The organism is Solwaraspora sp. WMMA2056 (assembly GCF_030345095.1).
Lineage (GTDB): Bacteria > Actinomycetota > Actinomycetes > Mycobacteriales > Micromonosporaceae > Micromonospora_E.
Genome location: NZ_CP128360.1, coordinates 4,818,838 through 4,831,507, shown reverse-complemented (window position 1 = coordinate 4,831,507; position 12,670 = coordinate 4,818,838). Strand labels below are relative to the sequence as shown.

The following is a 12,670-nucleotide window of genomic DNA, read 5'->3' as shown; positions in this document are numbered from 1 at the left end:
GCTGCTCCGCGCCGTGCCCGTCCGCTCGCCGGTCAGTCGCGCGGCAGGCTGGCGACGACCATGGCGACGAGCCGGTCGTAGGTCTGCTCCAGGTCCTCCGGCAGGCCGAAGCCGCCGGCGACCTCCAGCGCGACGAAGCCGTGCACGGTCGCCCGCAGGCAGCGGGTGGCGTGGACCGTCGTGGCAGGGTCCAGCCCGTAGCCGCGCAGTACGGCGAGGAACACTTCCAGCAGCCGGGTGCCGGCGGCGGCCGTGGCCGGCTGGCTCAGCGGGTCGGCCGGCATCGCCGCCCAGCGGGCCGGGTGCCGGCGGACGTAGCCGCGGCTGGCGCGCATCAGTGCGGCGACGGCGGCGTCGCGACTCAGCCCGAGGGTGTGCCGGGTGAGTTCGTCGGCGACCTCGTCGAGCACCCGTACGGCGACGAGGGCGCGCAGTTCGGTGAGCCCGCCGCCGACGTGCTTGTAGAGCGACGGGGCGGCGACACCGACCCGGCCGGCGAGCGCGCTGAGCGTCAGCGCGTCGACGCCGTGTTCGTCGATGAGAGCGATCGCGGCGTCCACCAGAGCGTCCGGGGTGAGGCCGACCCTAGGCACGCCGGCCGCCGGGACGAGGTGTCGAACTACCAGCCATAGCTGTAAAGCTAATTGCGTTAGCCGTCGGTGTCAACGCGGGGTCCCGCGACGCCGCCGGGTCAGGCACGATGGAGCGCATGTGCCGAAGCATCAAGACCCTGCGTGAGCCGTACACCCCGGACGTGACCGACGCCGACATCGAGGCCGCCGCCCTGCAGTACGTACGGAAGATCTCCGGCTTCCGCCAGCCGGCCGCTCACAACGCCGAAGCGTTCGACGCGGCCGTGGCCGCCGTCGCCGCCGCCAGCCGTGACCTGCTGGAACGCCTGGTGGTGCGGGCCCCGGCCGGCCGATAGGCCCGCCGTCTGCCGGGGCACCGCCGCCTCTGTGAGGATTCTTAAGCAAAACTTCAGTCCTGCGGTAGATCCACCCAGTGTCGCCACCCGTACCGGTCGGTGGGCTGCGCCTCGCGCAGCCGTGCGACGAGAGGAGCGGGTGCATGTACGGGTGGGACGTCAGAAGCGGACGGGCGCGCAAGGTGTTCATCGGGGTCGCGGCAGCCGCCCTGCTCGGCGGCGGACTGGCGGTCGGCACCGGGCTGGGCAACGCGGGGGAGAACTGCGACGGTCTGGACACCGCGCTGCGCAACAATCTCAGTTTCATCGCCGACCAGCGGGCCAACCCGGATGCTCTGTCCGCCGACCGGATCGCCAACCGGCAGGCCGTCGTCGACCTGATCCAGCAGCGGCGGGCCGCTGCTGGCTGCACGGCCGACGTACAGGCCGACGCCCCGGTCGCGGCCCCGGCCACCCCGGCGGCGCCGCAGCCGGCGCCACCCGGCGGTACGGACACCGGTGCCGCGCCGCCGGACACCGGGGCGCCCGGTGAGGTCGTCTGCGCCGGCTCGACGGTGACTCTGTTCAACGAGGACGCCGCCCCGGCCGCCTCCAGCGGCACCTTCCCGATCGGCACCGTCCTCAAGGTGACCAACCTCGACAACGACCGGAGCATCACCGTCACGGTGACCAGCCCGTCGGCCAGCTGTGTGCTGCTCAACGACGCCGCCTTCGAACAGGTCCGGGAACCGGGCAAGTTCGTCATCCGGCGGGTCGTGGTCGAGCGGATCCGCTGACCCGTACCGGGTCGCGTCGCCGGCGAGAGCCGGCGGCGCGACGCCGGACGACCCACTCCGCCACCACCACGTTGATCAGCCAACCGGCAGCCATGGTGCCGGTCCGGCCCGACGCCGTCACCGGGCCGACCACGGCCAGCCAGGCCAGCTGGGTGAAGAACTGGGTGCCCGCACCCATCCCGATCGCGTAACCCCGGATCATCCAGGCCCGGTGCGCGGCGAAGTCGCGGCGCCGGACCGCGAGGAAACCGACCCCGACACACACCGCCATCGCCACACTCACCACCACCCGGATGACGACCAGCAGCTCGCTGTCGACCGCCGCCGGCGGCAGGAACAGGGTCAGCCACAGGCCGGTACCGGCGGTGAGCAACCCACAGACCACCAGGACCCGCCCGGCGGCCCGATGCCAGGCCCGGCGGCGTCGCCGCAGGTCCGGCGCGAACTGGAACGCGCCGACGAGGCTGAAAACGGTGACACTGACGATGTGCGTCACCAGCGCCACCGGGGCAGCGGTGACCCGGTCGCCGTCGGGCACGATGGGCGGCCCGCCGACCAGCTCGACCAGTCGCAGGCTGCCGGCGACCACCGGCACCAGGCTGAGCAGCACCAACCCGGTGGGGATCAGCCAGTTGGCGGGGGAGGATCGGCCCGCGACGGTGTGGGCGGTGGACCGGGGCATCGACCGTGGGTGCGGTACGGGTGTGGACATGCCTCGATCGTCGCGGCGGGGCGGCGAGCGGTCATCGCCGCGCGGGCCGGCGTCGTCCCCGCCGTTGGACGGGGCCGCTCGTCGTACTTGTGGCCGGTACGCCGTCGCGGCCCGCTGCGTACGATCGCGGTGTGCGTGCGCTGCTGCGGTCGCTGTGGGCCGAGCCCCGCGTCGCCGACCCGCCGACGCGGGTCTGGCGGGACTGGGTGCTGCTCGGCGCGGTCTGGGTCGCGGCGACCCTCGAAGGGCTGCTGCGCACCGACCTGATGTCGCCCGCGTACTCGACGATCGTCGCCCTGGTGCTGGCGCCGACGCTGTGCTGGCGCCGGACCAGGCCGCTGCTGATGGTCGCCGTCGCCTTCCCGGTCACCGCCGTCACCGCGCTGCTGGCCGGCCACGAACCGGAGCTGGTCACCGGTGTCTACCTGCTGATCCTGCCGTACGCGCTGTACCGCTGGGGTTCCGGCCGGCAGATCGTGGCCGGTACGGCGATCATCCTGGCCAAGATGGGCCTGTCGGCGGCGGTGGGCCACCTCGACCTCGCCGACCTGGTCGGCGGGACGGTGGTGGTCTCCGCCGCGATGGCCGTGGCCACCGCCCTGCGGTACCGGGCGACGCTGTGGGCCCGCGAACTCGACCAGGCCAAGCTGGCCGAACGGGAACGCCTCGCCCGCGACCTGCACGACACGGTGGCCCACCACGTGTCGGCGATGGCGATCCGCGCCCAGGCGGGCATCGCGGTGGCGCCGACCCGCCCGGCGGCGGCGCTCGACGCGCTGGCTGTGATCGAGGCCGAGGCGACCCGCGCCCTGGCCGAGATGCGGCTGATGGTGCGCGGCCTGCGCCACGGCGAACCAGCCGGGCAGCTGGGCCCGGCGGACCTCACCCCGAACCCCGGAATCGGCGACGTCGCCCGACTCGCCAGCCGGGCGCAGCCCGGGCCGGTCGTCGACGTCACCCTGCACGGCGACGTCGACGACATTCCGTCGACCGTCGCCACCGCGGTCTACCGGCTGGCCCAGGAGTCGGTGACCAACGCCCGCCGGCATGCCCGGCACGCCACCCGGATCGAGGTCCGCGTCGACGTCGACGCCGACGCGGTACGGCTGCGGGTCAGCGACGACGGCGACACCGGCACGGCGCGGCCCGCCGCCACCGGCGGCTTCGGCATCGTCGGCATGACCGAGCGGGCGGCCCTGCTCGGCGGCACCTGCGACGCCGGCCCGGACCGTGACCGGGGCTGGACCGTCGCTGTGGCCCTGCCCCGCCAGGCCCCGGCCGGTCGGGCCGGGACGTGACCATCCGGGTGGTCGTCGCCGACGATCAGGAGATCGTGCGGACCGGGCTGACGATGATTCTCGACGCCCAGCCGGGCATCGAGGTCGTCGGCGAGGCGGCCGACGGCCGCCGGGCGGTCGACCTCGCCCACCGGTTGCGTCCGGACGTGTGCCTGTTCGACATCCGGATGCCCGATGTGGACGGCATCGAGGCCACCCGTCGTCTCGCCGGCCCCGGCGTCGTCGACCCGCTCGCCGTGGTCGTCATCACCACCTTCGACCTCGACGAGTACGTCTACGCGGCGCTGCGCGCGGGCGCCCGGGGGTTTCTGCTCAAGGACGCCGGCACGGCACTGCTCACCCAGGCCGTCCGGGCCGCCGCCGCCGGTGACGCGCTCATCGCGCCGGCCGTCACCACCCGGCTGCTCAGCGCCTTCGCCGCCGCCGGTCCGGTGGCACCGGCCCGCCAACCGTTCGACCCGTTGACCGACCGCGAGGAGCAGGTGCTCGTCGCCGTCGCCCGGGGCCGCACCAACACCGAGATCGCCGGCGAGCTGTACATCAGCCTCAGCACGGTCAAGAGCCACCTGGCCGCCCTGATGACCAAGCTCGGCGTCCGCAACCGGGTCGAGGTCGCGATCTGGGCGTACGAGACCGGCCGGGTCCGCGCCGGCCTCGACCGTCCGACGTAGCGTGCGACGCGCGGGCGGACCGCCGGGCCTACCGTGGTCGGGTGAGGCTTCTCGTGGTGGGTGGCAGTGGGTTTCTCGGCCGGGAGATCGTTCGTCAGACTCGGCGCGCCGGGCACCGGGTGGCCGCGACCTTCCACCGCCGTCCGCCCAGCGCTGATCTCGGCGCCGGAGTCGACTGGCACGCGCTCGACATCCGCATCCGTGACGATGTCGCCCGTGTCGCCGCCATGGCCCGGCCCGACGTGATCGTCAACGCCACCTACCGCCAGAGCGACTGGGCGAGCACTGCCGACGGCGGTGCCCATGTCGCCCACGCCGCCGTGGCGGTGGCGGCCCGGCTCGTCCACGTCTCCAGCGACGCGGTCTTCGCCGGTGCGGCGGACGCCTACGACGAGACGTGCCCACCGGACCCGACGACGCCGTACGGTGCGGCCAAGGCCGCCGCCGAGACGGCGGTCGCGGCGATCACACCCGACGCCGTCATCGCCCGGACGTCACTGATCATCGGGTACGGCGAGTCCGTCCACGAGCGACACGTACATGCTCTGGCTGCCGGCGTCGGCACCGGTGTGCTGTTCACCGACGACGTGCGGTGCCCGGTGCACGTCGCCGACCTCGCCGCTGCACTGCGCGAACTCGCCGGGTCGCCGTACTCCGGGATCCACCACGTCGCCGGTCCGGACGCGATCAGCCGGCACCGCCTGGGGGTGCTCATCGCCCGCCGAGACGGCCTCGACCCCACGGCGTTGCCCACCGGCCGACGTGCCGCCAGCGGTGTTCCCGGACCGGCCGAGCTGCGGCTGGACTGCGCCCGGACCCGTGACCGGCTGACCACCCGGCTACGTGGTGCCCACGAGTTCCTCGCCGCCGGGCGGAGCTGACCGCTGCGCGAGCAGGTCCGCCTCGGTCAGCCGGCCGGACAACCGACCGGCCTCGTGGATGTCGTCCACACTCATCTGCGCCACGAAACCGTGGGCCTCGTGGATGCCGTCACCACTGCCGACGTCGAGCATCGCCAGGCACCAGCGCAGCGCCTGCACCAGGTCGACCGGACCGCCGAAGCCGTCGCGGTACCAGCAGGCCGCCGCCAGCATGCTGCCCTTGTCGCCAGCGTCGGCACCACGGACGTACCAGCGCAGGGCCTCCTCGTCGAGGTCCTGCTCGCTGAGTCGGTCACCGAGCCGTGGGTACGCCTCGACGACGCCGTTCGTCGCGGCGCGGCGCAGCCACGTCACCGCCCCGGGGGAGTCGGGGTGCAGCACCGCGAGGTTGAACGCGGCCGGGCCGTCACCCGCGTCCGCCGCCGACCGGTACAGCTCGGCGGCCCGGTGCGCGTCCCGGTCGGTGCCGATGCCGCGTTCGACCAGGAAGCCGAGGGTCCGCTGCGCGACCGGGTCGCCCTGGCCCGCCGAGGCGGTCAGCAGCGGCACCGCGGCGGCCGGATCGTCGAGGTGGAAGGCCAGGATCACCCCGAGCAGGGTCTGCGCCCGCCGATCGGCCGCCGTCCGTTCGCGCAGCCGGGGCGCGAGCCGTGCCAGTTCCTCGCCGACCGTGCTGTCGCCGGACTTCGCGGCCTCCAGATACCAGAACGCCGCCTCGGCTGGATCGTCCCGGCGCTGCGCGTACAGGGCACCCAGATCACGCATCGCCGGTGCCTGGCCGCCGGCGGCCGCCGCCCGCCAGTGCCGCTCGGCCTCGGCGTCGTCGGCCGGCACACCCTGACCGTGGGCGTACATGACGCCGACCATCCGGCGGGCGTCGGCGCTGCCCAGCTCGGCCGAGCGCAGGTACCAGGTCAGCGCGGCCGCGTCGTCGCGATCGCCACCACGCCCGGTGGCGTACAGTGCCGCCAGGTGGTACGCGGCATCGGCGCTGCCGAGTGCCGCGGCCCGCGCGTACAGCCGACGCGCCCGCGAGGGATCGGCCGGCTCGCCGTCACCGGCGTTGGCCAACCGCCCCAACAACAGCAGCGCCCGCGGGTCCGCCCCGGCCGATTCGAACTGGGCCCGGGCAGCGGTGACGTCGCGACGCCCGAGGCAGATCAGTCCCTGTTCGTACGCCTGCCATGCCACGGCGGGCAGTGTAGGACCCCGTGTCAGCCGACCCGGGTCAGGCGTACCGCGTCGGCGACGATGTGGCCGCCGGCCGGTGCCCACCGGCTCACCCCGACCACCGGCCGCCGCCCCGCCGCCAGCGCGAAGACACCCAGCTCCCGCCACCGGCCGCCGCCGGTGCGTTGATCCACCGGCCGGCTGACCAGCCCGGTGGTGGTCTGCACCAGATGCGGCGCGGCCGGGTGGTAGCCCGACGCCGCCGGATGCCACACGTCGACGCGGTAGCTGCCGGCCGCGGGCACGGTGACGGTGAACCAGGCCGGGTCGCTGACCGGCTGCGGGCTGGTGAACCGGTAGTCGGCGCCGTAGCGTCCGGCCGACCAGCTCGACGTGCCCCAGGCGGCGCTGGCGGTGAATCCGCCCGGCGTGCCGTTGTCGACGATCACGCTGAACGCGTCGCTGCCGGCGGCCAGCACCCGCGCCGGCCCGGTCGGGCTCTCCCGGTGCTGGCGGTCCAGGGCGGCGACAAGATACGTGTACGCAGAACCGTGCGCCGCCGTCACGTCGGTGAAGGAGCCGCCGGTGCCGGTGGCCCGTACCGTCGCCAGCAGGTGCCGGGCGTCGTCGAACGCGGTCGGGTCGGCCGCGTCGGTGCCGGGGCAGCGGTAGAGCGCGTACGCCGTCGGGACGGTGGCGCCGGTCGCGGCGAGCCAGTCCAGCCGTACCCCGGTCGGGGTGCGGGTCGCGGCGGTGATCGCCGGCGGCGGCGGCGTGCTGCCCGGGGCCGGTACGCCGCCGCGCCCGGCTGCGACCGGCACCAGCGCGGGCCGGGCGTAGTGGTCGGCGACCAGCCGGCTGACCCCGCCGAGCCGGTCGGCGCGCACGTCCTTGCCGCTGAACTGCAGGTCGCCGCGGACCTGCGGGTAGCTGTGGTGCAGCGTCAGGTGCCGGCTCAGCTCGGCCGGGTCCTGCCAGGCCGGGTCCTGCCCGGCGACGCCGACCCGGTAGGTCGACTGCCCGACGAGCAACTCCACACTGGTACCCGACACCGTCGCCGACCACCAGCGGACCAGCTCGGTGTAGTCGGCGGCCGGGTGGCCGAGGTGCCAGTACAACTGCGGAGCGATGTAGTCGATCCACTGTTCCCGCACCCAGCGGCGGCTGTCGGCGTGGATCGCGTCGTAGGACTGCAACCCGTTCGTCCGCGAACCGAGCGGGTCGGTGGCGGCGTTGCGCCAGATGCCGAACGGGCTGATGCCGAAGCGCACCCACGGCTTGACCGCCCGCAGCCGGTCGCTCATCTGCGCGACGAGCAGGTCGACGTTGTGCCGGCGCCACGCGGCGAGGCTGTCGAAGCCGGCCCCGTACGCGGCGAAGCTGGCCTGGTCGGCGAAGGTCTCCCCGGCGACCGGGTACGGGTAGAAGTAGTCGTCCCAGTGCAGCGCGTCGACGTCGTAGCGGGTGACCGCGTCGAGCATCGCGTCCTGGACGAACGACCGTACCGCCGGTTGGCCCGGGTCGTAGTAGAGCCGGCCGGCGTACGCGATGACCCACTCCGGGTCGCGGCGGGCCGGATGGCCGGCGACCAGCCGGGTCGGGTCGGCGTGGTTGGCGACCCGGTACGGGTTGCACCAGGCGTGCAGTTCCAGGTTGCGGGCGTGTGCCTCGTCGACCAGCACACCCAGCGGGTCGTAGCCGGGGTGGGTGCCCTGCTGGCCGGTGAGCACCGCCGACCACGGCTCGTACGGCGACGGCCAGAGCGCGTCGGCGCTCGGGCGTACCTGCACGACGACGGCGTTGCAGCGCAGCTGCCGGGCCAGGTCGAGCCAGCCGCGCAGCTCCGCCTGCTGGGCGTCCGGCGTCAGTCCGGGTCGGCTCGGCCAGTCCAGGTTGGCGACCGTCGCCAGCCAGAAGCCCCGGAACTGCCGCTTCGGCGGAGGACCTGCTGCTGACATGGCCGCAAGGGTGGCGCACATACCGTTATCGCACCGTCGCGCCTGCGGCACCGGTCGGTCAACAGATCGTGTGCATCATAGCCGTTTGGGTAGTGGGCGTTTCGCCGTCAGGGTGGCTGATCCCGCCTACCCGTCGCCGCGTCTGCGCTGGTGGGAGGGCATTCAGCGAGCGATAGTGGATCTTGTTGGAGCCGGCCGGCCCATGCGAGCGTCATCGCCGATCACCGATAGTGAGCCGGTGACTTACCCGCCTTCGAACCCGCCTGGTGGATACGGCAACCCGAACCCGGGGCCGTACCCGCCTGTTCCCCTGCCGCCTGGTGGCTACCCGCCGGGGGCCCACCACCCCGGGACCGCACCCCCGTACGGCGTTCCCGTGCAGCCGGTGCCACCGGGCCGGGGCAAACTGACGCCGCTCGGGATCGTCGGGATCATCGCTGCCGTGGTCGTCCTGTTCTGCTGCGGTGGCGGCGCGCTCATCGGCGCGTTCAACGGGTCCACCGACGAGACGACGTCGACTGCCCGCAGCGGGACCGAGCAACAGGTGGAGTCGGCTGCCGAGGGTGAGGTGTCTCAGGACGGGACCGATACGGCAGTCGCGCCTGCGGACGGCGGCGAGCCTGACGCCCCTGCCGAGGAAGCGCCCCCTCCTGCTCCGGCAGCGGAGCCGGGGATCGGCGACCCGGTCCGCGATGGCAAGTTCGAGTTCGTTGTCAACAAGATCGAATGCGGCAAGTCCAAGGTCGGTAGCGGGTTCTTCACCGAGACCGCGCAGGGACAGTACTGCCTGGTGACAATGCTTGTCACCAATATCGGCGACGAGGCCCGGACCTTCCACGACGGTAGCCAGCGCGCCTTCGACAAGGACGGCCGGCGGTTCGAGGCGGACACTTCCGCCGGGCTCGCGGTCAACCAGGATGCCGAGTCCTTCCTGACCGAGATCAACCCCGGGAACCAGGTGACCGCCATCGTCGCCTTCGACGTGCCGAAGGGCGTCGACCTCGTCTCTCTGGAACTGCATGACTCGATGTTCTCCGGCGGCGTCACCGTGCGCCTCAACTGACTGTCGGTCCGGAACCGGGTCGGGCACGTCGCCGGCAGTAGAATGATCCGGTGATCAGGCTGGCTGCACCAGTGGTGCGTCGCCCCGGGTGGCCAGCCACCAGCCGGCGGTGGCGACCACGGCGACCAGCCCGGCGAAGCCGAACGGGGCGGCCAGCCCGACCCCGGCGGCCAGCGCGCCACCGAGCAGTGCACCACCGCCGGCGGCACCGTAGATCAGCGTCTTGGACGCCGCCGTCACCCGCCCCAGCAGTCCGTCCGGTACGGTGCGCTGCCGTAGTGCCGCCGCGCAGATGTTCAGCACCGCGAACGCGCCGCTGGACACCACGGTCACCATCACCGCCACCCAGATCTGCGGTACGGCGATGAGCAGCGCCGGCACCCCGGCGGTGACCGCCAGGGAGACCGCCAACACCAGCCGGTGCCGGCGGCCGGCGACCAGCCGGTCGGCCAGGAACGCCCCGGCCAGCCCGCCACCTGCCCCGGCGGACAGCAGCAGGCCGTAGCCGAGCGCGCCGACACCGAGCACGTCCCGGGCGTACAGCAGGAAGATCGCGAACCAGGCGGCGTCGGCGGCGGCGACCGCCGCGACCACCAGCGCCAGGGCGCGCAGCGTCCGGTGGCGGGCCAGCCAGCCCAGCCCGGCCCGGACGCTCGGGCCGACCGTCGCGGCGGCGGTCGCGGCGGCGGTCGCGGCGGCAGCCGTGGCCGTGGGAGTACGGGCCAGGCTCAGCGGCAGCGACAGCACCAGCATCACGGCGAGCGCCAGGCTGGCCCCGTTGGCCGCGAACGGTACGGCCGCGCCGACGACGAACAGCGCGGCACCGACCGGTGGGCCGACGAACTCGTTGCCGACGATGGTGCCGGCGGTGAGCCGGCCGTTGGCCCGCTCCAGCGCGGCCGGCGGCACCAGTTTCGGCACCGCCACCTGACCGGCGGTGTCCCGTACCGCCTCGCCGACGCCGAGACCGAACGCGCAGACGGCGACCAGGGCGATGGTGGCGGTGCCGGTGGCCACCGTCGCCACCAGGGCCACCAGCAGCAGGGCGCGTACCGTGTCGGCGGCGGCGAGCAGCGTACGCGGCGCGACCCGGTCGGCGAGCGCGCCGGCGGCCAGCCCGGCGACGAGCCAGGGCAGGGTCTGCGCGGTGGCGACGACGGCCAGCCCGAGCGGGTCCCCGGTCAGCGACAGGGCCAGCAGCGGGAGTGCGGCGAGGCGGATCCCGTCACCGATGTTGGCGAGGGTGGCGGCGCTCCAGAACCGCCAGAACGGTCGACCGAGCGGTTGCGACATGTGTACATCATGCACCGACCGGTCAGAGCCGCTGCCACAGTGCCGGCACGTTCGGCGGTTCCCAACCGACGAGGGCGGTGTGTGCCTGCCGGCACCGGTAGTCGACGCCGGCGTAGCTGACGACGGCACCGACCTGGTACGCAGTGCCGGCGGCCCAGGTGCCACCGGGCTGGCCGGGCGGCGCGGTGGTCGGTGGCGCGGTGGTCGGCGGCGGTGGCGTCGGAGTGGGTGACGGCGGTGGCGGGGTCGGCGACGGGCCGGGCCCGGCCCCGATCTGGACGTCCACGCAGGAGTAGAAGGCGTTCGTGGTGTCGGCGACATTCCAGATCGCCAGCACTTTGTGCCGGCCGGTGCGGCCACCGAGGTGCACGGTGTGCGACACGGTGGCGTTGGGCTGCCGGCCACCGTCGTCGAACACGGCGATCCGGGTGCTGCCGACGAAGTACTCCCAGGTGCTGGTGGCATGCCGGGCGGTCAGCGTCCAGGTGAAGGTGGCCGCCCCGCCGACCGTGGTGGCCGGCCAGTTGACGCTGTCGTCGTCGAGAATGGCGAACCGGCTCACCCCGCCGTGGCAGGTGCGCTGCCCCTTGGGGCCTTCGACGCTCTGCGGCTCCCACACGATCGGGCCGCAGTTGGCGACCCGGCCCTGCGCGCACATCGCCTGTCGGCTGGGCGGGTAGGAGACGTAGCCGTGGGCGCTGGCCGGCGTGGCGACCAGCAGGGTGCCGAGGATGGTGCCGGTGGCGAGCAGGGGCAGGAGAAGTCGTCGTTGCATGGGGCGCTCCGCACGTCGTGGGTGGCGGTGGGGGCGGCCGGCCGTTGCCGACGAAGTTAGCGTAAAGACAGTTAACAGTAAAGATTGTGAACGAAGAATTTCGATACGTCGACGCCCGTGAGTCGCCGTGCGACGGTCAGCCGACGGTGCGACCGTGCCGGTCGCGGGCCTTGATCCGGGTGGTCGGCATCTCCGGGGCCGGCAGCGGGGCGTCCACGCAGCCGGCCACCGTGCCGAACCGCCGGCCGGCCGCCCAGTCGTCGCGGGCCGCCACCAACTCCTCGTGGCTGCGGGCGACGAAGTTCCACCACATGACGAGCGGCTCGTCGAACGGTTCACCGCCGAGCAGGAACAGTCGGGCCGGGCCGTCGGTGGTCACCGTCGACGCCGACCGGCCCTCGCCCAGGTAGAGCAGCCCACCCGGGGCCAGCTCCGTCCCGTCGACGCGGGCCGTGCCGGACATCGCCAGCAGGGCGTACTCGAAATCGTCGCGCAGCGTCAGCGCGACGGAGGTGTCGGTGTCGATGTCGATCTGTGCTCCGACGATCGGGCTGGCCATCTCGGCCGGGGACCGGACGTCGGCGTACTCGCCGACCACGACGGTGATCCGCGCGTCGCCGGCGGTGACCTGCGGCAGCGCGGCATGGTGCGCGAACCGGGGCTCGCCGTGCCGGGCGGCCTCGGGTAGCGCCACCCACAGTTGCAGCCCGTGCATGACCGGCGGATGCGCGGGCGGCGACTGCTCCGAGTGGGCGATGCCGTGCCCGGCGGTCATCAGGTTGAGCTGCCCCGGCACGATCGGCTGCACGCTGCCCAGGCTGTCGCGGTGCAGGATCTCCCCGTCGACGAGCCAGGTCACCGTCTGCAACCCGGTGTGCGGGTGCGGCGGAATCTGCATGCCGGGCCGCCCGGCCACGTCGTCGGGCCCGAAGTGGTCGACGAAACACCAGGCACCGACCATCCGCCGGGGTCGCTGCGGCAGCAGCCGCCGGACCGTCGTGTAGCGGCCCAACGGTACATCGTGGCCGGGTAGCAGGACGCTTTCCGGCTGCGCACCGGCGACCGTGGTCCCGTCGTACCGGATGCTTCCCGACGCCGCCGCACTCATGCCTCGACCCTACGCGGGATGCCGCCGGGCCGCCGCC

13 protein-coding genes are annotated in these 12,670 nt (G+C 73.6%); 6 read left to right on the top strand and 7 right to left on the bottom strand.

Features of this window, described 5'->3' with window-relative positions:
• Positions 1–32: 32 nt before the first annotated feature.
• On the bottom strand, positions 33–593 hold the full coding sequence (locus tag O7608_RS21765) for a TetR/AcrR family transcriptional regulator (protein WP_289206369.1): 561 nt from the start codon (positions 591–593) through the stop codon (positions 33–35).
• A gap of 116 nt (positions 594–709) precedes the next feature.
• Between O7608_RS21765 and O7608_RS21760 the strand changes: the two genes are divergently transcribed.
• Together O7608_RS21760 and O7608_RS21755 are read left to right on the top strand one after the other, a co-directional pair.
• The gene (locus O7608_RS21760) at positions 710–928 is read left to right on the top strand and encodes a DUF2277 domain-containing protein (RefSeq protein ID WP_289206368.1); all 219 of its coding nucleotides are present in this window, start codon (positions 710–712) and stop codon (positions 926–928) included.
• A 143-nt stretch (positions 929–1,071) separates the two neighbouring features.
• Positions 1,072–1,704, top strand: coding sequence for an SCO2207 family protein (locus tag O7608_RS21755; protein ID WP_289206367.1), 633 nt, complete (start codon positions 1,072–1,074; stop codon positions 1,702–1,704).
• Here O7608_RS21755 and O7608_RS21750 read toward each other — a convergent pair.
• Positions 1,670–2,416: a DUF2306 domain-containing protein gene (locus O7608_RS21750; RefSeq protein WP_289206366.1), complete on the bottom strand. Its 747-nt coding sequence runs from the start codon at positions 2,414–2,416 to the stop codon at positions 1,670–1,672. The genes O7608_RS21755 and O7608_RS21750 overlap by 35 nt on opposite strands.
• Positions 2,417–2,547: 131 nt before the next feature.
• Here O7608_RS21750 and O7608_RS21745 point away from each other — a divergent pair, with 131 nt between their 5' ends.
• The 3 genes from O7608_RS21745 to O7608_RS21735 are packed head-to-tail and all read left to right on the top strand — an operon-like array spanning position 2,548 to position 5,266.
• Positions 2,548–3,714 (top strand): sensor histidine kinase, encoded by a 1,167-nt coding sequence (locus O7608_RS21745; RefSeq protein ID WP_289206365.1) that lies wholly within the window; start codon positions 2,548–2,550, stop codon positions 3,712–3,714.
• Complete coding sequence (locus O7608_RS21740) at positions 3,711–4,385, top strand: response regulator transcription factor (RefSeq protein ID WP_289206364.1); 675 nt, start codon at positions 3,711–3,713, stop codon at positions 4,383–4,385. Before O7608_RS21745 ends, O7608_RS21740 begins: the two co-directional genes overlap by 4 nt.
• A 41-nt stretch (positions 4,386–4,426) precedes the next feature.
• Entirely contained in the window at positions 4,427–5,266 is an 840-nt protein-coding gene (locus O7608_RS21735; RefSeq protein ID WP_289206363.1) for a sugar nucleotide-binding protein, read from the top strand.
• Here O7608_RS21735 and O7608_RS21730 read toward each other — a convergent pair.
• Complete coding sequence (locus tag O7608_RS21730) at positions 5,225–6,457, bottom strand: tetratricopeptide repeat protein (protein ID WP_289206362.1); 1,233 nt, start codon at positions 6,455–6,457, stop codon at positions 5,225–5,227. The genes O7608_RS21735 and O7608_RS21730 overlap by 42 nt on opposite strands.
• 23 nt (positions 6,458–6,480) lie before the next feature.
• Positions 6,481–8,394, bottom strand: a complete 1,914-nt coding sequence (locus O7608_RS21725; protein ID WP_289206361.1) for a family 10 glycosylhydrolase — start codon at positions 8,392–8,394, stop codon at positions 6,481–6,483.
• A gap of 376 nt (positions 8,395–8,770) precedes the next feature.
• On the opposite strand from O7608_RS21725, the gene O7608_RS21720 reads away from it, so the two are divergent.
• On the top strand, positions 8,771–9,457 hold the full coding sequence (locus O7608_RS21720) for a DUF4352 domain-containing protein (RefSeq protein ID WP_289206360.1): 687 nt from the start codon (positions 8,771–8,773) through the stop codon (positions 9,455–9,457).
• 54 nt (positions 9,458–9,511) lie between these two features.
• On the opposite strand, the gene O7608_RS21715 is transcribed toward O7608_RS21720, so the two are convergent.
• The 3 genes from O7608_RS21715 to O7608_RS21705 form a co-directional block, all read right to left on the bottom strand.
• Positions 9,512–10,750, bottom strand: a complete 1,239-nt coding sequence (locus O7608_RS21715) for an MFS transporter (RefSeq protein WP_289206359.1) — start codon at positions 10,748–10,750, stop codon at positions 9,512–9,514.
• 22 nt (positions 10,751–10,772) lie between these two features.
• Complete coding sequence (locus O7608_RS21710; RefSeq protein ID WP_289206358.1) at positions 10,773–11,525, bottom strand: lytic polysaccharide monooxygenase; 753 nt, start codon at positions 11,523–11,525, stop codon at positions 10,773–10,775.
• Positions 11,526–11,661: 136 nt separating this feature from the next.
• Positions 11,662–12,633: a pirin family protein gene (locus tag O7608_RS21705; protein WP_289206357.1), complete on the bottom strand. Its 972-nt coding sequence runs from the start codon at positions 12,631–12,633 to the stop codon at positions 11,662–11,664.
• Positions 12,634–12,670 lie beyond the last annotated feature (37 nt).

What these genes read in the sequence shown, in the direction of transcription:
- O7608_RS21760 (WP_289206368.1), top strand. Translation starts at nt 710, where the DNA reads ATGTGCCGAAGCATCAAGACCCTGCGTGAGCCGTACACCCCGGACGTG.
- O7608_RS21755 (WP_289206367.1), top strand. Translation starts at nt 1,072, where the DNA reads ATGTACGGGTGGGACGTCAGAAGCGGACGGGCGCGCAAGGTGTTCATC.
- O7608_RS21750 (WP_289206366.1), bottom strand. Translation starts at nt 2,416, where the DNA reads ATGTCCACACCCGTACCGCACCCACGGTCGATGCCCCGGTCCACCGCC.
- O7608_RS21725 (WP_289206361.1), bottom strand. Translation starts at nt 8,394, where the DNA reads ATGTCAGCAGCAGGTCCTCCGCCGAAGCGGCAGTTCCGGGGCTTCTGG.
- O7608_RS21715 (WP_289206359.1), bottom strand. Translation starts at nt 10,750, where the DNA reads ATGTCGCAACCGCTCGGTCGACCGTTCTGGCGGTTCTGGAGCGCCGCC.
- O7608_RS21710 (WP_289206358.1), bottom strand. Translation starts at nt 11,525, where the DNA reads ATGCAACGACGACTTCTCCTGCCCCTGCTCGCCACCGGCACCATCCTC.
- O7608_RS21705 (WP_289206357.1), bottom strand. Translation starts at nt 12,633, where the DNA reads ATGAGTGCGGCGGCGTCGGGAAGCATCCGGTACGACGGGACCACGGTC.